Origin of the sequence: Sodalis sp. RH14, assembly GCF_047324285.1 — a bacterium.
In the GTDB taxonomy this organism is placed as follows: domain Bacteria; phylum Pseudomonadota; class Gammaproteobacteria; order Enterobacterales; family Enterobacteriaceae; genus Acerihabitans.
The window spans coordinates 4,079,775-4,102,552 of sequence record NZ_CP178739.1 but is presented as its reverse complement, the minus strand read 5'-3'; the positions used below and the strand labels follow the sequence as shown (position 1 = coordinate 4,102,552).

19 protein-coding genes, 6 tRNA genes and 3 other RNA genes are annotated in these 22,778 nt (G+C 55.7%); 11 read left to right on the top strand and 17 right to left on the bottom strand.

Annotation, left to right across the window (positions count from 1 at the left end; all coding sequences use genetic code 11):
- Position 1: 1 nt before the first annotated feature.
- Positions 2-1,525 (top strand): DHA2 family efflux MFS transporter permease subunit, encoded by a 1,524-nt coding sequence (locus tag ACL2XQ_RS18650; RefSeq protein ID WP_410014139.1) that lies wholly within the window; start codon positions 2-4, stop codon positions 1,523-1,525.
- Positions 1,526-1,543: 18 nt separating this feature from the next.
- Here ACL2XQ_RS18650 and ACL2XQ_RS18645 read toward each other — a convergent pair whose 3' ends face one another.
- Positions 1,544-2,464, bottom strand: a complete 921-nt coding sequence (locus ACL2XQ_RS18645) for a LysR family transcriptional regulator (protein WP_410014140.1) — start codon at positions 2,462-2,464, stop codon at positions 1,544-1,546.
- A 110-nt stretch (positions 2,465-2,574) separates the two neighbouring features.
- Between ACL2XQ_RS18645 and ACL2XQ_RS18640 the strand changes: the two genes are divergently transcribed.
- Positions 2,575-3,399, top strand: a complete 825-nt coding sequence (locus ACL2XQ_RS18640) for an SDR family oxidoreductase (protein ID WP_410014141.1) — start codon at positions 2,575-2,577, stop codon at positions 3,397-3,399.
- Positions 3,400-3,462: 63 nt separating this feature from the next.
- Here the strand turns inward: ACL2XQ_RS18640 and ACL2XQ_RS18635 are convergent, their stop codons facing one another.
- The 4 genes from ACL2XQ_RS18635 to ACL2XQ_RS18620 all read right to left on the bottom strand — a co-directional run bounded on the left by ACL2XQ_RS18635 (position 3,463) and on the right by ACL2XQ_RS18620 (position 6,732).
- Positions 3,463-4,431: an alpha/beta hydrolase gene (locus ACL2XQ_RS18635; protein ID WP_410016758.1), complete on the bottom strand. Its 969-nt coding sequence runs from the start codon at positions 4,429-4,431 to the stop codon at positions 3,463-3,465.
- A 622-nt stretch (positions 4,432-5,053) separates the two neighbouring features.
- On the bottom strand, positions 5,054-5,467 hold the full coding sequence (locus tag ACL2XQ_RS18630; protein ID WP_413723366.1) for a carboxymuconolactone decarboxylase family protein: 414 nt from the start codon (positions 5,465-5,467) through the stop codon (positions 5,054-5,056).
- 2 nt (positions 5,468-5,469) lie between these two features.
- Positions 5,470-5,877 (bottom strand): nuclear transport factor 2 family protein, encoded by a 408-nt coding sequence (locus ACL2XQ_RS18625; RefSeq protein ID WP_413723365.1) that lies wholly within the window; start codon positions 5,875-5,877, stop codon positions 5,470-5,472.
- Between the two features lie 18 nt (positions 5,878-5,895).
- Positions 5,896-6,732, bottom strand: a complete 837-nt coding sequence (locus tag ACL2XQ_RS18620; protein WP_413723364.1) for an enoyl-CoA hydratase/isomerase family protein — start codon at positions 6,730-6,732, stop codon at positions 5,896-5,898.
- 117 nt (positions 6,733-6,849) lie between these two features.
- Here ACL2XQ_RS18620 and ACL2XQ_RS18615 point away from each other — a divergent pair, with 117 nt between their 5' ends.
- A complete protein-coding gene (locus ACL2XQ_RS18615; protein ID WP_413729708.1) occupies positions 6,850-7,752 on the top strand; it encodes a LysR substrate-binding domain-containing protein in 903 nt (300 codons plus the stop codon).
- A gap of 38 nt (positions 7,753-7,790) precedes the next feature.
- Here the strand turns inward: ACL2XQ_RS18615 and ACL2XQ_RS18610 are convergent.
- The 7 genes from ACL2XQ_RS18610 to ACL2XQ_RS18580 form a co-directional block, all read right to left on the bottom strand.
- Positions 7,791-7,916: non-coding RNA, RtT sRNA (locus ACL2XQ_RS18610), on the bottom strand.
- Between the two features lie 44 nt (positions 7,917-7,960).
- A non-coding RNA gene (locus tag ACL2XQ_RS18605) (RtT sRNA) lies at positions 7,961-8,086 on the bottom strand.
- A gap of 45 nt (positions 8,087-8,131) precedes the next feature.
- Positions 8,132-8,257, bottom strand: a non-coding RNA gene (locus ACL2XQ_RS18600) — RtT sRNA.
- A 44-nt stretch (positions 8,258-8,301) separates the two neighbouring features.
- Positions 8,302-8,377 (bottom strand) — tRNA-Lys (locus ACL2XQ_RS18595).
- A 17-nt stretch (positions 8,378-8,394) separates the two neighbouring features.
- Positions 8,395-8,470: transfer RNA gene (locus ACL2XQ_RS18590), tRNA-Val, on the bottom strand.
- A gap of 41 nt (positions 8,471-8,511) precedes the next feature.
- Positions 8,512-8,587: transfer RNA gene (locus tag ACL2XQ_RS18585), tRNA-Val, on the bottom strand.
- A gap of 56 nt (positions 8,588-8,643) precedes the next feature.
- Positions 8,644-8,719, bottom strand: a tRNA-Val gene (locus tag ACL2XQ_RS18580).
- Between the two features lie 247 nt (positions 8,720-8,966).
- Here ACL2XQ_RS18580 and gltX point away from each other — a divergent pair.
- The 3 genes from gltX (at position 8,967) to ACL2XQ_RS18565 (ending at position 10,720) form a co-directional block, all read left to right on the top strand.
- Positions 8,967-10,376, top strand: a complete 1,410-nt coding sequence (gene gltX / locus ACL2XQ_RS18575; protein WP_413723362.1) for a glutamate--tRNA ligase — start codon at positions 8,967-8,969, stop codon at positions 10,374-10,376.
- 126 nt (positions 10,377-10,502) lie between these two features.
- Positions 10,503-10,578, top strand: a tRNA-Ala gene (locus tag ACL2XQ_RS18570).
- Between the two features lie 66 nt (positions 10,579-10,644).
- Positions 10,645-10,720 (top strand) — tRNA-Ala (locus ACL2XQ_RS18565).
- 155 nt (positions 10,721-10,875) lie between these two features.
- Here the strand turns inward: ACL2XQ_RS18565 and ACL2XQ_RS18560 are convergent.
- The gene (locus tag ACL2XQ_RS18560) at positions 10,876-12,060 is read right to left on the bottom strand and encodes a NupC/NupG family nucleoside CNT transporter (RefSeq protein ID WP_410014143.1); all 1,185 of its coding nucleotides are present in this window, start codon (positions 12,058-12,060) and stop codon (positions 10,876-10,878) included.
- Between the two features lie 383 nt (positions 12,061-12,443).
- On the opposite strand from ACL2XQ_RS18560, the gene ACL2XQ_RS18555 reads away from it, so the two are divergent.
- Positions 12,444-13,682 carry an Nramp family divalent metal transporter gene (locus ACL2XQ_RS18555; RefSeq protein WP_410014144.1) on the top strand — a complete coding sequence of 413 codons (1,239 nt, stop codon included), beginning with the start codon at positions 12,444-12,446 and terminating at the stop codon, positions 13,680-13,682.
- Between the two features lie 177 nt (positions 13,683-13,859).
- On the opposite strand, the gene mgrA is transcribed toward ACL2XQ_RS18555, so the two are convergent.
- Positions 13,860-14,849, bottom strand: coding sequence for an L-glyceraldehyde 3-phosphate reductase (mgrA, locus tag ACL2XQ_RS18550; protein WP_413727919.1), 990 nt, complete (start codon positions 14,847-14,849; stop codon positions 13,860-13,862).
- A 321-nt stretch (positions 14,850-15,170) separates the two neighbouring features.
- Between mgrA and ACL2XQ_RS18545 the strand changes: the two genes are divergently transcribed.
- Both ACL2XQ_RS18545 and glk read left to right on the top strand, forming a co-directional pair.
- Positions 15,171-15,863: an aspartate/glutamate racemase family protein gene (locus ACL2XQ_RS18545; protein ID WP_410014146.1), complete on the top strand. Its 693-nt coding sequence runs from the start codon at positions 15,171-15,173 to the stop codon at positions 15,861-15,863.
- Between the two features lie 135 nt (positions 15,864-15,998).
- Complete coding sequence (gene glk, locus ACL2XQ_RS18540; RefSeq protein ID WP_413739540.1) at positions 15,999-16,976, top strand: glucokinase; 978 nt, start codon at positions 15,999-16,001, stop codon at positions 16,974-16,976.
- An 86-nt stretch (positions 16,977-17,062) separates the two neighbouring features.
- Here the strand turns inward: glk and ACL2XQ_RS18535 are convergent, their stop codons facing one another.
- Together ACL2XQ_RS18535 and ACL2XQ_RS18530 are read right to left on the bottom strand one after the other, a co-directional pair.
- Entirely contained in the window at positions 17,063-17,797 is a 735-nt protein-coding gene (locus tag ACL2XQ_RS18535) for a LytR/AlgR family response regulator transcription factor (RefSeq protein WP_413723358.1), read from the bottom strand.
- A 34-nt stretch (positions 17,798-17,831) separates the two neighbouring features.
- Positions 17,832-19,511: a LytS/YhcK type 5TM receptor domain-containing protein gene (locus tag ACL2XQ_RS18530; protein ID WP_413723357.1), complete on the bottom strand. Its 1,680-nt coding sequence runs from the start codon at positions 19,509-19,511 to the stop codon at positions 17,832-17,834.
- A gap of 395 nt (positions 19,512-19,906) precedes the next feature.
- Between ACL2XQ_RS18530 and alaC the strand changes: the two genes are divergently transcribed.
- Positions 19,907-21,139 (top strand): alanine transaminase, encoded by a 1,233-nt coding sequence (gene alaC / locus ACL2XQ_RS18525; protein ID WP_413723356.1) that lies wholly within the window; start codon positions 19,907-19,909, stop codon positions 21,137-21,139.
- Positions 21,140-21,466: 327 nt separating this feature from the next.
- Positions 21,467-21,769, top strand: a complete 303-nt coding sequence (gene iraP, locus ACL2XQ_RS18520; protein ID WP_413723355.1) for an anti-adapter protein IraP — start codon at positions 21,467-21,469, stop codon at positions 21,767-21,769.
- A gap of 411 nt (positions 21,770-22,180) precedes the next feature.
- Here the strand turns inward: iraP and ACL2XQ_RS18515 are convergent, their stop codons facing one another.
- Positions 22,181-22,375 (bottom strand): hypothetical protein, encoded by a 195-nt coding sequence (locus ACL2XQ_RS18515; RefSeq protein WP_410014152.1) that lies wholly within the window; start codon positions 22,373-22,375, stop codon positions 22,181-22,183.
- Positions 22,376-22,778: the final 403 nt, after the last annotated feature.

Sequence of the window (22,778 nt, the reverse complement as noted above, 5' to 3'; positions counted from 1 at the left end):
CATGAGTGAACAATCGTTTCGTCCGCCCAGCCTGGTCTTGGCCACCATCGGACTGTCGCTGGCGACATTTATGCAGGTACTGGATACCACGATTGCCAACGTGGCGTTGCCGACCATTTCCGGCAATCTGGGCGTCAGCTCGGAGCAGGGGACCTGGGTTATTACCTCGTTCGCGGTCTCCAACGCCATCGCCCTGCCGTTGACCGGTTGGATGTCGCGGCGCTTCGGCCAGACCAAACTGTTCCTGGCGTCGGTGCTGCTGTTTATCATCACCTCGTTTTTGTGCGGTATTTCGCAAAGCATGACGCAATTGGTCATTTTCCGCGCCTTGCAGGGGTTCTTCGCCGGTCCGCTGTATCCCATGGCGCAGACCCTGCTGCTGTCGATTTATCCCGCCGCCAAGCGGGGGATGGCGCTGTCGCTGCTGGCCATGGTGACGGTGGTGGCGCCCATTGTCGGTCCGCTGGCGGGCGGCTGGATTACCGATAACTACACCTGGCCGTGGATCTTCTTTATCAACGTACCCATAGGTATATTTGCCGCCATGCTGGTGTTCGCCCAGTTAAAGGGGCGCCCGGAGGAGCAGGAGCACCAGCCTATAGATTATATCGGCCTGGGCCTGCTGGTGGTGGGCGTCGGCCTGCTGCAGGTGGTGCTGGATAAAGGAAACGACCTGGACTGGTTTGGGTCCAACTTTATTATCATCGGCGCGCTGATTGCCGCTATCTCGCTGACAGCCCTGGTGATTTGGGAGTTTACCGATAAACATCCCATCGTTAATCTGCGACTGTTCCGCTACCGCAACTTTTCATTCGGCACCCTGGCGCTGGTATTGGGGTATTCGGGCTTTTTCGGCATCAATCTGTTACTGCCGCAGTGGCTGCAAACCCAATTAGGCTACACACCGGTTTGGGCGGGGCTGGCGGCGGCGCCGATCGGCATACTGCCGGTATTCATGTCGCCGTTGGTGGGGCGCTATGCCCATAAGTTCGACCTCAGGCTGCTGGCGGGCGGCTCCTTCCTGGTGATCGGCGTCAGCTGCTTTATGCGCGCTGATTTCACCACCCAGGTGGATTATTATCATATTGCGATGATCCAGGGCTTTATGGGGATCGGCGTGGCGCTGTTTTTTATGCCGACCACCAGTATCCTGCTCTCGAGCCTGTCGCCAAGGGAGATTGCCGACGGATCGGGACTGGCAACCTTCCTGCGCGTATTGGGCGGCAGTTTTGCCTCTTCGTTAACCACCTGGATTTGGCAACGGCGTGAAATTTTCCACCATGCGCAGTTGACGGAAAACATCACGCCCTACAGCGCCAACACCCAGGAGTACATCGCCGGGCTGGGGGGCGCCAGCCAGACTGCCATGGCGCAACTGGATAAGCTGGTGGAAAGCCAGGCGTATATGCTCTCCACCATTGACTACTTTACCCTGCTGGGCTGGATGTTTTTTGCCCTGATCCTGGTTATCTGGCTGGCGAAACCGCCGTTCAGCGCCCAGGGCGGCGGGGGCGGGGCACACTAACGTCATTGCGCGCATTCTTCATGGCGGCGTCCGGGCGTCGCCATGACTATCCATGACTTCACGGATAAGATCGATAAACATGCGTAAACCGGCCGGCACCAGCCGGTGTCCCGGATAATACAGGCGCAGCCCCGCAAACCGCGGACACCAGTCTTCCAGTACCGGCGACAGCGCGCCGGACAACAGATAGGGCGCCGCCGCCGATTCACTCACCCAGGCCAGACCGGCGCCCGCCAGGGCTGCGTCGATCATCAGCGGCTGGTTATCCAGCGTCAGCGGGCCGCTCACATTCACCACCCGCTTTTCGCCCCGTCGTTCAAATTGCCAATGCAGCGGCGCGCCGCTGGGCAGCAGGCTGCGCAGGCAGCGGTGCCGGACAAGTTCGCCCGGCTCCTGCGCACGGCCGTATAAGGCAAAATACGCCGGCGCGCCCACCACCAGAAAACGCAGCGGCGGCGAGCAGGGCACGGCAATCATATCCAGCGGCACGCTTTCCGCCAGCCGGATGCCGGCGTCGAAGCCCTCCGCGACGATATCCACCAGCCGGCCGTCGGCCACGATCTCCACCGTCATATCGGGATAACGGCGCAAAAATTCCAGCACGATCGGCCGCAGGATCATCCTGGCCGCCGCTTCGGCGGTATTGAGCCGCAGGCGCCCGGACGGCGTCAGGCGAAACCGGTTGACGCCCTCCATGGCCGCATCGATTTCATTGAGCGCCGGGCGCACCCGGTTTAGCAATTGTTCGCCAGCCTGGGATAATGAAACGCTGCGGGTGGTGCGGTTAAACAGACGCACCCCCAGACGGCTTTCCAGCGTCGCCACCCGGTGGCTAAGCGCCGACGGTGAAATGCCGAGCTGGCTGGCGGCCTGACGGAAACTGCCGGCCGACGCCACCGCGTCTATAGCCTGCAGTTCGAACAATGCCGTATTCTTCATTGTGCTATTTCCTGCATCAAATCATGTCAAATTAGGCCTATTGTTGCATGCTTTCAACGGATTTATGCTGGCCGCAGGCATTCACGCCTTTCCAACGGAGTCTGTCACCCATGGCAAAAACCCTGCTCATCACCGGCACCTCTTCAGGCATCGGCCTGGCCGCCGCCGGCTATTTTGCCGATCAAGGCTGGAACGTGGTCGCCACGCTACGCCACCCGCAGCCGGAATCCCCGCTGGCCGGGCGCGATAATATCTTGCTGACCAGGCTGGATGTGGAGGATGCGCACAGCATCGGCGACGCCATCGACGCCGGCATGCAACGCTTTGGCGCTATCGACGCGCTGGTCAATAACGCCGGCTTCGGCCAGTTCGGACTGTTTGAGGCCGTGACCGAGGCCCAGATCCAGCGGCAGTTCGCCGTCAACGTTTTCGGGGTCATGGCGGTGACACGGGCGCTGCTGCCGCATTTTCGCCGCCAGGGCAGCGGCACTATTATCAATCTCAGTTCCGGCGCCGGCCTGTTCACCCTGCCGATGATTTCGCTTTATTGCGCCAGTAAATTTGCCCTGGAGGGGTTTAGCGAAGCGCTGGCCTATGAGCTGGCGGCGGTGGGCATCGGCGTAAAACTGGTTATCCCGCACGGCGGCGTGACGGAAACCCGGTTTGTCGAGCGCCAGGGCGAATATCAAGCCCAGGATAAAGGATTAACCGATTACGCGCTTTTTATCGCCAAGACGCAGCGGGCATTTGCCGCGCTGGGCGCGGCCAGGACCATCAGTGCGCTGGATGTGGCCAAGGTTATCCATGAGGCGGCCACCGATGGGTCGGATCGTTTGCGTTATCTGATCGGGGACGATAGCCGGGGATTTATCCGCGCCCGGCGCGAATTGCCCGAGGATGAGTATATTGCTTTTATGCGGGAAAGATTTTGCTGACAGCCCGGCTGCGGATAACGCAAAGGGAGCCATCAGGCTCCCGGGTGGTCATCAACGGAGTGCTTATTGCAGATGGGTTTTCAGTTCGGTCGCGGCCTGCAGGACTTGGGAACGCACCGCCGGCACCTGGCTTAACGGGTTTAACAAGCCGAAGTCATGGATCATGCCGTTATAACGGGTGATGGTAACGTCTACGCCGGCGGCATCCAGTTTGCGGCCATAGGCTTCACCCTCATCGCGCAGTACGTCCAGCTCGGCGGTTTGGATAAGCGTCGGCGGCAGGCCTTTCAACTGGGCCGGGGTTGCCATCAGCGGCGAGGCGTGAATATCCTTGCGCTGCGCGACATCCTTGGTATAAGCATCCCAGAACCATTTCATCATATTACGCGTTAGGAAATGGCCGTTGGCGTAGGTTTTATAGGAAACAGTATCGAAATTCGCGTTGGTCACCGGCCACATCAGGGCTTCGAAACGGATTTTCGGCGCGCCTTTTTCTTTTGCCATCAGCGCCACCACCGTCGCCATATTGCCGCCGACGCTGTTGCCGGCCACGGCGAGACGTGAGCCGTCGACGCCGATTTCCGCTCCATGTTCGGCTACCCAGCGCGTTGCGTCATAGGCCTGGTTGATGGCCACCGGATAATGCGCTTCTGGGGAAGGCGTGTAATTTACAAATACCGCCGCCGCTCCGGATTCCACGACCAAATCACGCACCAGGCGTTCATGGGTGGGGAAGTCGCCCAGGATCCAGCCGCCGCCGTGGAAGAACATAAATACCGGCAGCGTGCCGCTGGCGCCGGCAGGTTTGACGATGGTCAGGGAGATATCCTTCCCGTCGACGTTAATGGTTTTTTCGCTGACATCGGCCGGCGGCAGCTTGGCGTTGGCTTGCGCATCAACCAATACCTGGCGTGCATCTTGCGGCGAAAGCTGCTCCATGGGTTTGCCGCCCTGGCTGTTTAACGCGTTCAGGAACGCCTGGACCTGGCGATCGGCGGCGGAGGTCTGGGCCGCGGCAAACGCGCTGCTCATGCCGAGCGTCAACAGTGAAGCGGTAAACAGGGTGGTTAATTTGTTCATGATAAATTTCCTTGTGTGATAAAAGGTATCGCCGGGGGCGATGGTGACGGTTATGCTACGCACATCATTAAATAGTGAAATAATATATAGCACACTATTTAATTGGTTGTAACTCTGTCCTGAAAACGTTAGCACAGGTGCGGTGTCTTGTAGGTTAACTGGGTCTTTCCGGCCTTGCTAAGTTCCCTGGAGGTAATTTAGTTAACTCGATATTAAATAGCAAGCTATTTAATAAGTTTTTTTTAGCCACCCCAGCCGCTCGCGTTCCCCGCGAGCCGATTGACGGCGCCGCTTGTGGGATAGGTACATGTTTAAAAAACATTTAATCAGATTAATTTTCGGTCTGTGTTCGCTGAAAGCAGTATACACATCCGACAGCTATGCCAGCCTGTTTCTGGCCCGATGACAAAATATATCGCCTCCCGCAGTGGGTTTTACTGTAAGGTACCGCCGGGCCAGAAGATGGTTATGACATCCATCAATTAAGTTCAAAAGCCATGAGTCGGGGGAAACATATTTCCCAAAAAATAACGCACAGCCTGATGGTAGTGCGTTCTGCATGGGCGTCTGGTCGTCAGTCCTTTTTGCGCTCCGCAAGTAACGCTGAAATTGCCTGCGAAGCCATGATGGCCCGGGGGAAACCACCCGGAATAATCACGATATTGGCGATTTCCTTAATTTCTTCTTCGCTGGCACCGTGATTGAGGGCATAACCGGCATGAATCTTCAAAAAATCCGTCAGACCCAGCGCTGCGAAAGCCGTACAAAGCGCAATCTGACGCGTGCGAATGTCCAACACGCCGGTGCGATCGAAAATTTCACCAACCGCGAATGCACTCACGGCATTTGAAAGAAACGGGAAGTCACGTTCCAGTGCATCCAGTGAAGCAGGCTGCGGTGCGCCATTGGTCAGTAGACGTATGATTTCCTCACCTCGCTGACGACGTTCAGTGGTGGTCTGGCTGAGGTTAATAGCGGATTGTGTCATGTTTATTTCTCCTGTGTTTGGTCACGGGGCGGCACCGGAGGGCTGAGGTAATCGGTCGTGTCAAGAATCAATCCATCACGGACCCGCCAGATGAAACACGCTTCCAGATCAAAATGTTCCATCCCGAAACCCTTTTCACCGTGGTAGGTGAAGGAACCGATCACCAGTTCGGGGTCCGTGGTATCAATGAAATGAATCGGTGTCGCACGCAATTTCACTCCTGTGGCGAAAAAACGTTCAAAATGCTGTTTTAGGCCTTTACGTCCTTGCAGCAACGAGCGCTCATCACGTGCGATGGGATGGCGGACAACTGCGTCAGGTGCATACAGCATGTGCAGTTCGTGCCAGTTATCACTCGAAATATCATCGACCAGCTTTTGCATCGCTGCCCTGGGTGTTAAGTGGATCATGTGATATCTCCTTTCCGATTAGGAAGATTGCAGCTTGTCGAGCGAACTGGCGAAGTCGTTTTTCTCAAACTCCACCGTCTGCGCTCCCATAGCGAGAAACGATTTCATCCGGCGTTGAGCTTCGCCACTCACCAGCGTCTGATTAAGGGTATGACTCTCTTCGAGCAGGCCGAGATGGATCGGCAGATGATCGGCAGCATCCACCGCCACTTTGGTGAGTGCGATAGCCTGCGCCGGGAAAGTTGCAATCCGGTGGGCTAGCCTCTTCACAAAGGGTTTGAGCTCGGCCACTGGCATCGCACGGTTGATAAAGCCATAACGTTCAGCCACATCAGCGGCGATTTCATCGCATCCCAGAATCACTTCAAGTGCCCGCATACGTCCCAGTAGGCGTGGCAGGCGCTGTGACCCCGTTGCACCAGGCAGCACGCCCATAGCCACCTCGAATTGCATCAGGACCGAGCGATCAGAGGCAAAAGCCATATCACAGGAGGTAAGAAACTCCGGCCCAATCCCGACTGCACGCCCGTCAAGCATAGCGATAGTGGCCTTAGGCAGCGTTCGCAGTGTTTCCAGAAGGGTTTGCAGTGGGTTGAGTGTGTTGCCTTTCGGCGGCACCCGATCACGGGGGCCGAGAAAGAGGTTGAGATCCGCATGTCCGATAAAAAAATCGGGGTCAGCACTGTCGAACACAATGGTGCGTACCCTATCATCCGTTCGCAATTCCTCAAGCAGTAGTGTCAGTTCCCCGATCACTTCAGGGGTGACGAGATTGAGGGGAGGATTGTCAAACGTGACAGTGGCCACGCCATCATCCAGTTGCTTACGCAGGGTGGAATATCGCTTGTCAGGCATCAAGGTTCTCCTATTAGTGTGTCTAGTGTGTCGACAAGCATACATATTATAAATAAAATGATAATCGCCGTTATTTTCAATTAACTATGTCAGTTAGGATATATAATTTACACCTCTATGAAATCGACTCTATTTAAAGACTACGAAGCGTTCATCGCTGTTGCGACAGCCGGTAGCTTTAATGGCGGGGCTCGTCTGCTGGAGATTAGCCCTTCAGCGATGAGCCAGATCATTCGTCGCCTGGAGGAGCGGACCGGGGTCCAGCTTTTTCATCGTACCACTCGAAGTGTGTCCACAACCGATCAGGGGGCACAACTGTTGGCACGCCTGAGCCTGGCGTTTCAGGAAATTGAAGCCGCAACCCGGGAACTATCCTGGCAACGTGAACACCCGGTCGGGAATGTCAGGCTCGTTATGCCGCGCGTTGCCTGGAATGATCTGATCGCCCCTCGTCTTGCGACATTTCATACCTCATACCCGGAAATCACTCTGGAAGTTCGTCTGGACGATGCCTGGATCGACATCGTCAGTGAGGGATATGACATTGGTTTTCGCTTAGGTGAATACATACACCCGGAAACGGTCGCCTTTCCGGTTGGCCCTGCACTACGACAAATTCCGGTGGCTTCCCCCGATTACCTTGCGACCAATGGAACACCAGAACACCCCAGAGACCTGGCTCGCCATCGATGTATTAACTGGCGGCAGCAGCCTGATGCCTCGCCTTATAACTGGGAGTTCAGTAAAGGCAGCGAGAAAATCACCCTTGCAGTACAGGGGCCACTGACCATCAATGATCGGCGTGCAGCGGTACGGGCCGCAACAGAGGGTCTGGGTATTGCCATGTGGGTCGAGCACCATTTACAGGAAGAGATTGATAGCGGGAAGCTGGTGCCTTTGTTGCAGGAGTGGTGTCCTGTCTATCAGGGCTTCTGGGCCTACTATTACCGTGATAAGCACATCAGCGCAGCAACCAGAGCCGTGCTCGATTTTTTACGCAGCAAAACCGCGGCGGTATAGCTGAAGTTATCGGGCCAGTGTCACCCCGGAACGAAAGCTGTTGGGTCGTGCAGGATGACTCGGCCGCTGGCCTCGCCCTTCGGGTCGTCGCCTGGCGGCAACGCTGTCTCGCTGCGCTCGACCCGAACCTGCGCAGGTTCAAATCCGCACGACGCGCGAAATATTGAGGTATTGGCCTGGTTTGAAGTTTGAGGGGTATTCTTGAAAGTGGTGGGTCGTGCAGGATGACTCGGCCGCTGGCCTCGCCCTTCGGGTCGTCGCCTGGCGGCAACGCTGTCTCGCTGCGCTCGACTCGAACCTGCGCAGGTTCAAATCCGCACGACGCGCGAAATATTGTAGTATTGGCTTGGTTTGAAGATTGGGGGGGTATTCTTGAAAGTGGTGGGTCGTGCAGGATGACTCGGCCGCTGGCCTCGCCCTTCGGGTCGTCGCCTGGCGGCAACGCTGTCTCGCTGCGCTCGACTCGAACCTGCGCAGGTTCAAATCCGCACGACACGCGAAATATTGAGGTATTGGCTTGGTTTGAAGTTTGGGGGGTATTCTTGAAAGTGGTGGGTCGTGCAGGATTCGAACCTGCGACCAATTGATTAAAAGTCAACTGCTCTACCAACTGAGCTAACGACCCACTTAAAAGGACAGAAATGGTGGGTGATGACGGGATCGAACCGCCGACCCTCTCCTTGTAAGGGAGATGCTCTCCCAGCTGAGCTAATCACCCATTTCTGTAAACGAACATCAAAACAATACCGACTTAAGAAGTGGTGGGTGATGACGGGATCGAACCGCCGACCCTCTCCTTGTAAGGGAGATGCTCTCCCAGCTGAGCTAATCACCCACTTCTTACCGCGTATTACTTCTATTTCTCACAGCGGAGCCACTTAGAAAATTAAGTGGTGGGTGATGACGGGATCGAACCGCCGACCCTCTCCTTGTAAGGGAGATGCTCTCCCAGCTGAGCTAATCACCCCGCCGTGTGGAGTCGCATTATAGGGATACTGCCAAGTGAGTCAACGATTTTTGAAAGTAAAAAGTGTGTTCGTCGTAAAATTAGTCAAGATGAACGGGTTTGCGCCTTTAATCTCTGCAAAAGGAGCAGCAAAAGTGGAACAGCGTTGAGGAATCGGGCTGGAGTGGTAGAATATTGTCCACTTTTTATAACCGGCCGGGAGCATTGCTCCCGACTGTCAGCCATGCGTAATAAGGCAGTGTTCCTGATGAAAATTAAAACCCGTTTTGCGCCCAGCCCCACCGGCTATCTTCATGTCGGCGGCGCCCGTACCGCTTTATATTCATGGCTGTTTGCCCGTAGCCAGGGCGGGGAGTTCGTGCTGCGTATCGAGGATACCGATCTTGAGCGCTCCACCCAGGAAGCTATCAACGCCATTATGGACGGAATGAACTGGCTGAACCTGGATTGGGATGAAGGTCCTTACTACCAGACCAAACGTTTCGACCGTTATAACGCGGTGATCGACGACATGCTGGTGCAGGGCACCGCCTATAAATGCTATTGCTCCAGGGAGCGCCTGGAAGCCCTGCGCGAGCAGCAAATGGCCAACGGCGAGAAACCGCGTTACGACGGCCGCTGCCGCCACAGCCATGAACAGCATGACGATGCCGAGCCTTGCGTGGTGCGTTTCGCCAATCCCCAGGACGGCTCGGTTATCTTTAATGATAATATTCGCGGCCCGATTGAATTTAGCAACCAAGAGCTTGACGACCTGATTATCCGCCGTACCGACGGCTCGCCCACCTATAATTTCTGCGTGGTGATTGACGACTGGGATATGGCAATCACCCATGTTATCCGCGGTGAGGATCATATCAACAACACGCCGCGCCAGATCAATATTCTCAAGGCCCTGGGCGCGCCGGTGCCCGAATATGCCCACGTCTCGATGATCCTGGGCGACGACGGCAAGAAGCTGTCCAAACGCCACGGCGCGGTGGGCGTAATGCAGTACCGCGACGACGGTTTTCTGCCTGAGGCCCTGCTGAATTACCTGGTGCGCCTGGGCTGGTCCCATGGTGATCAGGAAATTTTCTCCATCGAAGAAATGAAGCGGCTGTTTACCCTGGACGATATCAGCAAATCGGCCAGCGCCTTTAACACCGAAAAGCTGCTGTGGCTTAATCACCACTACATTAATCATCTGCCGCCGGAATACGTCGCCACCCACCTGGTATGGCATATGGAACAAGCGGGCATTGATACCCGCAATGGGCCGCAACTGGCGGAGCTGGTGACATTACTCGGCGATCGCTGCAAGACCCTGAAAGAAATGGCGGCCTCATGCCATTATTTCTATGAGGATTTCGAGCAGTTCGATGCCGACGCGGCCAAAAAACATCTGCGCCTGGTGGCCCGCGAGCCGTTGGTGCTGGCGCGCGCCAAACTGGCCGCCCTGACGTCGTGGTCGCCTGAACACGTGCATAACGCTATCGAGGAGACGGCGGCGGAGCTCAACGTGGGCATGGGCAAGGTAGGGATGCCGCTGCGCGTGGCGGTCACCGGCGCGGGCCAGTCGCCGGCGCTGGATGTCACCGTCCATGCCGTCGGACAGTCACGTTCGTTGGCCCGTATCGATAAGGCGCTGGACTATATCGCCCAGCGCGCCGGATAAACCGTTCGTTATCGAGGATTTGACGGCTTTTTCAGCGTTTGATGCGTTAATTTCAATTAGCCGTTGACACTGTTTGCCGGGTTTCATATCATGCGCCCCGTCCACCAGACATGATGTGTCGGGTACGGGGCTATAGCTCAGCTGGGAGAGCGCTTGCATGGCATGCAAGAGGTCAGCGGTTCGATCCCGCTTAGCTCCACCAATCACCTCGATTGGCCTGATATGATGATGTTTTACGACGGTGTTCGTGTTACCCAGGAAGTACGTTGGGGCTATAGCTCAGCTGGGAGAGCGCTTGCATGGCATGCAAGAGGTCAGCGGTTCGATCCCGCTTAGCTCCACCACATTAAAAAAACCGGCTTCTGGCCGGTTTTTTGTTTTTATATCTTGTGCGTGCATGCCTGGCGCCGCCTCGATTTATCGCGTCAATCCTATAAAAAAGGCCGGGTTTCCCCGGCCCCAACCGCACCGTCGTTATGACGGCAAGATGGACGGCGGTTTAAATTACCAAACCGGTGATGGCGGCGGACAGCAGGCTGACCAGCGTCGAGCCGTACACCAGCTTCAGGCCGAAGCGGGATACCACGTTGCCCTGGTGTTCGTTAAGGCCTTTAATCGCGCCGGCCACGATGCCGATGGATGAAAAGTTGGCAAACGACACCAGGAATACCGACAGGATGCCGACGGAATGCGCGGACAGTTGGCCGGCAACCTTTTGCAAATCCATCATGGCGACAAACTCATTGGAGACCAGCTTGGTGGCCATGATGCTGCCGACCCGCAGCGCCTCGTCGCCCTGGATGCCGATGACCCGGGCAAAGGGATAAAATATATACCCCAGTATGCCCTGGAAGCTGATGCCGAACACCAGGCTGAACAAGGCGTTTATGGCGGCGATAATGGCAATGAAGCCAATCAGCATGGCCGCGACGATAATGGCCACCCGGAAGCCCGCCAGGATATATTCACCCAGCATTTCGAAAAAGCTCTGTCCTTCATGCAGATTACTCATCTGCAGCTCTTCTTCCTTGCCGACCTGGTAAGGATTGATCAATGACAGCACAATAAAGGTGCTGAACATATTCAATACCAGCGCGGCCACCACATAGCGCGGTTCCAGCATGGTCATATAGGCGCCGACGATGGACATCGATACCGTCGACATCGCCGTGGCCGCCATGGTGTACATCCGGCGTTCGGACATCTTGCCCAGGATATCCTTATAGGCGATGAAGTTTTCCGATTGCCCCAGGATCAGCGAACTGACGGCATTAAACGACTCCAGCTTGCCCATACCGTTAATTTTCGACAGCAGGGTACCGATGATGCGGATAATAAAAGGGAGCACCCGGATATGCTGCAAAATACCTATCAGGGCCGAGATAAATACAATCGGACATAACACATTCAGGAAAAAGAATGCCAGGCCCTGTTTATTCATATTACCGAAAACAAATCCTGTCCCTTCGGCGGCAAATCCTAGCAACTTATCAAACAGCGCCGAGAATCCCTGCACAAAACCCAATCCAATCTGCGAGTTGAGGAAAAAATAAGCAAGCAGGACTTCAATGACTAATAGTTGAACAATAAAGCGCAGCCTGATTTTTTTACGATCGTGGCTGACCAATAACGCCAGGATTGCCACTACGGCAAGAGCGAGGACAAAATGAAAAATCCGGGACATAGTTGCTCCAGTTATGAGGCAGGCAATAATTTGCCGCTCATTCTATGTAACGGTCGAACTAAAAACGAGTTATAAGTTGCAAATATATAAAAATCCTCTAGCAGAAGATGAGGATAGCGAGGCGGTCACAGATAAGTCGCGAAAAAAGTTAAATTTATATCCAATTATGTTAATAGTGTGCTAATGTAATTTAGTAACCCATTGGCGCTTCTAAGCCGGTCCAATTAGGGATGAAACTGTCATTAGGCTGGGTTTTGCCCCCTTTATGCTCATCATCATCGTCATCTATCGCAGAGATAACCCGAAACGTCCTAAATGCGCTTGATAATTATTATCGTTTGGATAGGATGAAGCTAATTCGATGGATCATAAGGGTCACTGATATGCTGAATAGCCGAACTGCGGACGGTGTCAATCGCGCATCACGCAAGGTAAAGCTCTCATTGCTTGGCCCGGCGTTTATCGCGGCGATTGGCTATATCGACCCCGGTAATTTCGCCACCAATATCCAGGCGGGCGCCAGCTTCGGGTACCGATTGCTCTGGGTGGTGGTGTGGGCCAACTTTATGGCCATGCTCATCCAGCTGTTGTCGGCAAAGCTGGGTATCGCCACCGGCAAGAACCTGGCGGAGCATATCCGCGATCGCTTCCCGCGCCCGGCGGTGTGGGCCTACTGGATACAAGCTGAAATCATTGCCATGGCCACCGATTTGGCGGAATTCGTCGGCGCGGCCATCGGTTTTAAAATGCTGCTGGGCTGCTCGCTGCTGCAAGGCGCAATCATTACCGGCATCGCCACATTCTTGATCCTCATGTTGCAACAGCGGGGTCAAAAACCACTGGAATTGGTCATTGGCGGGCTGCTGCTGTTTGTCGCCGCCGCCTATATCGCGGAGCTGTTTTTTTCGCAACCGAATATGGCGGAACTGGGTAAAGGCATGCTGCTGCCCAGCCTGCCGAACGGCGACGCGGTTTTCCTGGCCGCCGGGGTGCTGGGCGCCACCATTATGCCGCATGTGATTTACCTGCATTCTTCCTTGACGCAAAACGGACTGCACGGCAACCGCGCCCAACGCTACTCCTCGACTAAACTGGATGTGGCCATCGCCATGACCACCGCCGGTTTTGTCAATCTGGCCATGATGGCCACCGCGGCGGCGGCATTTCACTTCAGCGGGCATACCGGCATCGCCGATCTGGATGAGGCCTACCTGACCTTGGCGCCGCTGCTGAACCATACGGCGGCGACGGTATTCGGTTTAAGCCTGGTGGCGGCGGGCCTGTCCTCCACCGTGGTGGGCACCATGGCCGGGCAGGTGGTGATGCAGGGATTTGTGCGTTTTCGCATACCGCTGCTGGTAAGGCGGGTGGTCACGATGCTGCCGTCCTTTGTGGTTATCATGATGGGGCTGGACCCGACCCGTATCCTGGTATTAAGCCAGGTCCTGCTCAGCTTCGGCATTGCGCTGGCGCTGGTGCCGCTGCTGACCTTTACCGGCAACCGCGTCCTGATGGGCGACATGGTGAATTCGCGTCTGATCCAGACGTTGGGGTGGGTTATCGTGGCGGTGGTGGTAACGCTGAATGGCTATTTGATGGTGGGCACCGCGTTCGGCCTGTAACCGGACTTTATCTTCTCCGGCTATCCGATACGCCACCCTACCGCAGGGGCCGCACCCGGCGCGTTAAGGGCAATGCGTGTCTATGGGGTTGGTCGGGCGCGGTTTATGCGCCCGACCGAGGCTCCGTGGCACGCCGGGCCCGCCAATACCGGGCGGAAATTGCGGGCCGGCGCGGCCTTATGCCAGTATCGCTTCGATACGCGCCAATTCGTCGGCGCTGAATTCGCGATTGGCCAGCATCCCCACCGCGTCGTCTATCTGCGAGGTTTTGCTGGCGCCAATCAGCACCGACGTTACCCGATCGCCGCGCAGCACCCAGGCCAGAGACATTTGCGCCAGCTTCTGGCCGCGTTCCAGGGCAATATCGTTCAGGCGCCGTACCTTATCCATTTTCTGCGCGGTAAGCTGTTCCGGCGTCAGGGTCAGACCCGGTCTGGCCGCCCGCGAATCCTGTGGTATGCCGTTCAGGTAGCGGTCCGTCAGCTGACCGCCGGCCAGCGGCGAAAAGGCTATCGACCCCACGCCGTTCTCAGCCAGCACATCAAGCAGTTCCGGTTCCACCCACCGTTCAAACATGGAATATTTGGGTTGATGAATCACGCAGGGGGTGCCGAGGTCGTTTAATAGCGCCAACGCCTGCCTGGCGAGCGCGGCGGGGTAGTTGGACAGGCCGATGTAGAGCGCCTTGCCCTGGCGTACCAGCAGATCCAGCGCGCTCATGGTTTCGGCAAGCGGCGTAGCGGGGTCCGGACGATGATGATAAAAGATATCCACGTAGTCCAGGCCCAGACGGCGCAGGCTCTGATCCAGGCTGGACACCAGATATTTTTTCGAGCCCCAGTCGCCGTAAGGCCCGGGCCACATGGTATAGCCCGCCTTGGTGGAAATAATCAGCTCGTCACGGTAGGGGAGCAAATCCTCGCGCAGCAACCGGCCGAAATTGGCTTCGGCGGATCCCGGGGGCGGCCCGTAGTTATTGGCCAGGTCAAAATGGGTAATGCCTAAGTCAAAGGCGCGGCGCACCATGGCGCGGCTGTTTTCCAGCAACGTGACGTCGCCGAAATTATGCCACAGGCCGAGCGACACCGCCGGCAGTTGAAGACCGCTATTACCGCAGCGACGATATAACATATCGTCGTAACGCGTTGGATTGGCCAGATAAACCATAAAGTATCCTTTTATCATTACTATCACGGTAGGAATCGGTCACCGCTTAATTCGCCGGGCAAGCGACGGCATAGGCTTACCGGCAACGGTGGATTATCCTGGTCGGATAATATATTGCGCTTTGCATCAGTTAAGCGATAAATTCCATTAAAAATAACTCAGACTACTGACAAACAAACGTGCGCGAGCTTGTCGCGGGTGTGATGGGCAAGCACCGTTTTATCATCAAACTCAGTTAAAAATAACCCTTCCCTGACAAACAATACAAGCGCTACGGGTGCCGCGGCATTGACCCGGCCGAAGACGCACGAGGATCACACAGTGAAAACACTAGGACTGTTAGGCGGCATGAGCTGGGAATCCACTTTACCTTATTACCGCTTGATTAACCAAGGCATTAGCGGCGCATTGGGCGGGTTGCATTCGGCGGATCTGGTGCTGTACAGCGTCGATTTCGCCCAAATCGCCCGCATGCAGGCCGAGGGTGATTGGCAACGGGCGGGCGATCTGCTGGCGGCCAAAGCGGTATTGCTGCAAAAAGCCGGTGCCGAGGCCATCGTCCTTTGCACTAACACCATGCATAAGGTGGCGGACACCATTGAATGGGCCTGTCCACTGCCGCTGTTGCATATCGCCGATGCCACCGCCCGGGAAATCAATGCCCGTGGCCTGCGGCGGGTCGGGCTATTGGGCACCCGCTTTACCATGCAGCAGGATTTTTATCGCCGGCGGTTCGAGCATCCGCACGGCATCGAAATCACCGTTCCGGGCGCTGCGGAAATGGACGCGATTCATAACATCATTTTCGAGGAGTTATGCCTGGGCAAGATCCGCGATGAATCGCGCCACACCTTCCGGCGCATTATTGCTTCGCTGGAGAGCCAGGGCATCGAGGGACTGATCCTCGGCTGCACCGAAATCGGCCTGCTGATCGGCGAAGACGACGCAACGGTGCCGCTGTTCGACACCACCACCCTCCACGCCGCCGCCGCGGTGGCCTTTGCCCTGGGATAAAGGCGAATCCGAAAGCAAACTCAATTTATAGCATTGGCCAATATAACTGGTATTATTATTATATTAATAAATTGTTTATGTTTGCTGCCGGTAACCCTCCGACGGCAAGTAGAAGAGTTAGCGGAGCCTTACATAATGACAAAATATGCCCTGGTCGGTGACGTTGGGGGAACCAATGCCCGCCTGGCGTTATGCGATATGGACAATGGCGCGATTTCCCATATCCACACCTATTCCGGTAAAGATTACGCCACCCTTGAAGCGGTGATCCGTCACTACCTGACCGCGCAAAAGGTCGAGGCCACGGAGGCCTGTATCGCTATCGCCTGTCCGATAACCGATGACTGGGTGGAGATGACCAACAGCACCTGGGCATTTTCCATCAAGGCCATGAAGGACAGCCTGGGATTAGCGCGCCTGGAGGTCATCAATGATTTTACCGCCGTCTCGATGGCGGTGCCGATGCTTGCCGCCGGCGATGTGGTGCAGTTTGGCGGCACGCAGGCGCAGGCCCAGGGGCCGATTGCCGTGTACGGCGCCGGCACCGGCCTTGGCGTGTGCCATCTGTTGCATCTGGACCAGCGTTGGATAAGCCTGCCGGGCGAAGGCGGCCATGTCGACTTCGCGCCTAACAGCAAAGAGGAAGCCGATGTCCTGGCGGTGCTGCGCGGCGAGTTCGGCCATGTGTCGGCCGAACGCGTATTATCCGGACCCGGGCTGGTTAATTTGTACCGCAGCCTCGTCACCATCGATGGCCGCGTTCCGGATTCACTGGAGCCGCAACAGGTCACGGAACAGGCCGTCGACGGCAGCAATGACGATTGCCGGCGCGCGCTGTCGCTGTTCTGCGTGCTGATGGGGCGTTTTGGCGGCAATCTGGCGCTGAACATGGGCACGTTTGGCGGCGTTTATATCGCCGGCGGCCTGGTGCCGCGCTTTCTGGAATTTTTCCGCGCCTCCGGTTTTCGCGCGGCGTTCGAGGATAAAGGCCGCTTTAACGATTACGTACGCGATATCCCGGTGTTTCTGATCAGGCACGAACAACCGGGCCTGCTCGGCGCCGGCGCGCATATGCGCCAGCTAATGGGTCTTCAACTCCAGGTTTCGGCGTGATTTGACTACACGCCGGCTGTTGCCGACAGGGCGGCTTATTCCGGCGCCTTTACCCTCTTGCCCACGGTTCTGTAGCCAAACCCCGGCTACAGCCGCATCAATTGCCGGAAAGCCCTGACCTTGCTGCGGCTGACCGGCACTTCAAAATCCAGATCGCTCAGGCGCAGCAGATAGGTATTATTAAACCAGGGCACAATTTCACGAATTTTTCCCAGGTTCACCACATACGACCGATGGCAACGGAAAAAAAACTCCTCCGGCAACCGGCTGCAGAATTCCGTGATGACCATCGGCATGACAAATTCCTCGCGCCGCGTATAGACCAGGGTCACCTTTTCCTGCGCCGCCGCATAATAGATATTGCTGATATCGGTAACGATAATGCGCTCGTCTTTGATCAAATTAATGGCGTGTTGATTCCGCCGCCCTGGCGCCGCACCCGCAGCCGGCGCCGGGGCGGCCTGATGCTGCGCCTCCAGCTTTTGCAGCATGGTGACGATGCGCGATTCCTGATAAGGCTTCAGGATATAGTCAAAGGCTTCCAGCTCAAACGCCTCCACCGCATGTTCTTTATAGGCGGTAATAAAGACTATTTCCGGCTTATGGCTGAATTTACTGATATTCTGCGCCAGCAACACGCCGTCCAGGGAGGGGATATTGATATCGAGAAAAATCACATCCACCTCATGATGCTGCAGGTAGCGCAGGACATCCAGTCCATCGTCGAACGTGGCCTCGATAGTCAGGCCGCTGTGCTTATGGATAAGGTAGCGTAATTCTTCCTGGGCGAGGAATTCGTCTTCGACAATTATGGCTTTCATGGTGCCTCGCGGTTAAACATGTCCTCCATGGACGTCATGCCGCCAGCTTGTGGGGCTGGGGGGTAATGTAAAACCAGATCTCGGTGCCCGGTTCAAGACGGCGGATATGCAGCCCTTCGCCATATAACAGCAATACCCGGTGATGAACATTCAGCAGGCCGATTTTCCCGGCCGGCAGTTCATTGCGTTTAACCTGCTCGATGACTTCCGCGCTGATGCCACCGCCGGTGTCTTTTACCGCAATACGGATACGTCCGCCGGTATCCTCCCGCACGGAAATCACCACCACGCCTTTACCGCGGCAAGGCTGGATGCCGTGTACAATAGCGTTTTCCACCAGCGGCTGGATGAGCAGGCTGGGCAGGGGGAACGACAACTCTTCATCGATATCAAAAATAACGCTCAGCTTGCTGCCGAAACGCGCCTGCTCGATGGCGATATAATCCTGGATTTGATAAAGCTCTTTTTTGATATCGATTTGCGCGCCGTTTAATTCCAGATTGTACCTCAGGTAACGGGAAAGATTGGTAATCAGCTGCCGGGCGGTATCCGGATTGATGCGGATCGACGAGGAAATGGCGTTAAGCGCATTAAACAGGAAATGCGGATTAATTTTGCTTTGTAACGCGCGCAGTTCCGCCTGGTCGGCCATTTCCCTCAGCTGTTCGATGCGCGACACCTCGATCTGCGTCGAAATAATCTGCGACAGGCCGATGGCCATCACTTTGAGTGAATTGGTGATCTGATGGGCGTGACAGTAATAGATCTTCAGGGTGCCGGTGACCACGCCTTTTTCCCATAACGGGATAATGATAAGCGAGTGGATTTGCGGCGTACGGTCCGCCTCGTCATTGTTCTTGATGGTGATGTTGCCGCTTTGAATACTCTCCCTGGTCATATCGCTGATGATCTCATGGCCGATATTGTACAATTCGGCCCCGACCCCGACATAAGCCAGGATATGATGTTCATTGGTGATGGCCACGGCGTCGGCCTTGATATCGGCGCGGATGATATCGCAAATGGTGGTGAGGGATTCGCTGTTGATATGGCGAAAGTAGGGCAGGGTCTTATTGGCGATATCCAGCGCCAGCTTGGCTTGCCGGGCGGCGATCACCTCTTTTTCATCCTCGACCCCCTGCACCAGCAGCACGATCATGCCGATGCTGACCCCGCCGAGGATCATCGGCAGCGCAATTTTGGACACGATATCCAGCCCCAGGGACATCGGCTGCGCCCAGAGAATGACCAGCAGCATGGTCAGGCACTCGCACAGCATGCCGCCCAGGATGCCGATGCCCCAGCGGCGCTCTTTTATCACCCTAAGCTTGATCCAGCCCGAGACAAAACCCGCCACCACGCTGCTGATAAGGCAAGGCACCGAGGTCGGGCCGTCGATATCGATCAGATAGCGGTGCACGCCGGCGATAATCCCGGTGGCGATGCCGACCCAGGGCCCGAATAAAATACCGCCGGACATGACCGCAATAATCCGCACGTTAATCAGCGAGCCTTCCACATGGATGCCGGAATAGGTGCTGAAAATGGCAAACAGGGAAAAAATGGCGGTGACCGCCAGCAATTCCTGGCGGGTGTGCTGTTCTTTTTGCAATAACTGGCGGAACTGGCGGATGCGCGTCAACAAAAACAGACAAATCAACATTAATGCCGCCCGTTCATAGACCGCCAGCAGCATTTCGAACATTTCTTTCACCACGACATCCCGGTAAATGGCCAACCTTTAGCCGTTACTATAAGCAATGGACGCCTGAGATTCCAGATTTGCCGCCGCGGCCGCCGTCGGGGAACGCGGCGACTCCGGCCGCCATGACGCGAGAAGTGCCGTAAAACGGGGAAGTCTGAGTAAACATAAGGGGATTTCATTTACCGGCATAAAACGCCTGCCGCACGGTTTTAGGCCAACGGCTACCGCAATAAAGGGGAATAATCGATAAATAAAATTTCATATTTCCTCTTTTTATCTTGTCCGCCGCGATGTCTGCCGTTGATATTGAAATCATGCCGAATATAGGATAGCTTCATGGACAGGCCCACGCATGGGCCGGCGTCGCTCGGATGGTCCGGGCGCTAACGTATAACGAGGATATTATGGCCGCATCCGGTTTGCCACGGCGTTTTACACGCATCGATCGTCTCCCCCCTTATGTATTCAATATCACCGCCGAGTTGAAAATGGCCGCGCGCCGGCGCGGAGAGGATATTATTGATTTCAGCATGGGTAATCCCGACGGACCCACGCCGCCGCACATCGTTGAAAAGCTTTGTACTGTCGCCAAACGGGAGGATACCCATGGATATTCCACCTCCCGCGGTATTCCCCGGCTGCGGCGCGCGATCTCGGGCTGGTATGCCGATCGCTACGGCGTCGAGATCAATCCCGACAGCGAGGCCATCGTCACCATCGGTTCCAAAGAGGGCCTGGCCCATTTGATGCTTGCTACCCTCGATCATGGCGATACCGTACTGGTGCCGAATCCCAGCTATCCGATACATATCTACGGCGCGGTGATAGCCGGCGCCCAGGTGCGCTCGGTGCCGCTGGTGGCGGGGGTGGACTTTTTCCGCGAGCTTGAGCGCGCCATTCGCGAAAGCATTCCCACGCCGAAAATGATGATTCTGGGCTTCCCGTCCAATCCCACGGCGCAATGCGTAGAGCTGGACTTCTTTGAACGGGTGGTGGCCCTGGCCCAGCAGTACGGCGTGCTGGTGGTACACGATCTCGCCTATGCCGATATTGTTTATGATGGATGGAAAGCGCCGTCGATCATGCAGGTGCCAGGCGCCAAGGACATTGCGGTGGAATTTTTCACCCTGTCGAAAAGCTATAACATGGCCGGCTGGCGCATCGGGTTTATGGTGGGTAATCCGGAACTGGTCAACGCCCTGGCGCGTATCAAAAGTTACCATGACTACGGTACGTTTACCCCCCTGCAGGTGGCCGCCATCGCCGCGCTGGAAGGTGACCAGCAATGCGTACTGGATATCGTCGAACAATATCACCAGCGCCGCAATGTCCTGGTGCGCGGCCTGCACGAGGCGGGATGGATGGTAGATACCCCAAAGGCGTCCATGTATGTCTGGGCCAGGATCCCGGAGCACTATGCCCATCTCGGTTCCCTGGAGTTCGCGAAAAAACTGCTGTCGGACGCCAAGGTCTGCGTATCGCCGGGCATTGGGTTCGGCGACTACGGCGATACCCATGTTCGTTTCGCGCTGATTGAGAACCAGGATCGTATCCGGCAGGCGGTACGCGGCATCAAGGCCATGTTCCGTGCCGATGGCGTGCTGAAACCCGCCGGCGCCAAGGCCATCACGGACTAGGGAACGGCTACCCGGCCCGGCGGAGGGGGAACGTCTTCTCTTCCGTTCCGGCAACACGGCATTCGTCCCCGCATACGGCGTTTTGCTTCGTGGGTGGGGATAATGTTGTGTTGATTGATAAATATTTCTAATGAATTAATCCCTGCACAACAGCGCCCTATACGCGTCAATGGGACTACAACTGGCGTGGGCGCCATGGTGGCGGTCATCGCGCACAATACTTACAGTTCAGAAGATGTTATCCTACTCACAATAAGAGTAATATAAGCAGGCTATGTTTAGTGCCGTGGCAACCTGTTGGCCGCGATTTCGTCCAGGTAGGAAACTATGAGAAACCTTGTCATTGATATATTGAAAAAAATGGCCAAAGCGGATGCGGCGGCAAAAGAGCTGACTGCCCAGGTTGAAGCCCAGTCCCTGCTCCTGGCCGCGCTGGTGCTGACTGTCGGGCAGGGTAGCTCATCGGTTATGGCGACCAACATAGAAAAAGCCATTTTATCGGCTTCCGGCGCCAGCGAGGAGATTCTGCAAACGGATGTGGATTTATTATTGGCGCATTTTGTCCGGTTGATCTCAGTCTCGCAGTATGTTGAAGTCAACGGCGACGAAGAAAAGGTTAACAACGATTAATAGCCCGTGGCTTAACGGCGCGGTGATATCGTAGTATAACTTATTGATGTTATTGTCGTTTAAATAATAAGCGCTGGCGCGCTGCCCATCAGCATGGCTTCCTGTTTCCTATGCCGACGGGCAGGTTCCGGCGGCAATATCCTCATTGATTGCCTCTGATAATAGCGCATTAGCCAATAATTAAAACAATAACCCCTGCAATAAGATAATAACAAGCCTACAACACCCAGGAAATATACCGGCAAAATATTATGTTAATTAGTATAATGTCAAAGTGTAATCACTTTTAATTGGTATGAAAAAAGCCGCTATTTTATGGCGGGTCCTGCCGGATAAACGCCATCAGCCTATCTCAACGCAATACGACCCGGTTTCGCCACGCTGTTGCTGTTAAAGCTGATTTACTCCCCATCATCTGTTATGTCCCACCTGTGGCTCGGCCTTGCGATAGATCTGCTTTTTGCCATGATGCTTTGCCGCACGGTGGTGACGGTGATATTTATGCACTGTTTTAGGATGATATTCATCCCCGGCATGGGCATACGTAAGGGGGGCAAAGGGTAGGGCTAATACTACAGTCATCATTGCGATGATGAATTTCTTCATGTTAATGCCATGCCTTTTAAAATGTTTCCATTATGTGATAGCACATCCCACCAGCGGAAATGCGCGCTTACCTGATTATTCTAGCGCAAAAATGGCTTGCTGCTCTTTTATCTCCGCCCCGGCCGCTGCCCGCCCATGACGGACACACCTGGCATCGCGGTCACGCAGATAGCGACTGGGTGAGGTAAACATGGTTAAGCCCCGTCAGACCCAGCGTTGGGCGCTAAAGGCGATTTCCTTCCCGAATTGCCCGGATTGCTCACCCGCGGAATCGATCAAGCTCCCCTGCTAGGCCGGCATGTTCATGATACTGATGGCCCTGACGATTGTTCATCAAGCGCAGCCCTGCGGCGGGACGCGCCAGGGTTAAGGGCCATCACCGCCGGGCCGGCAACCTTTAGCA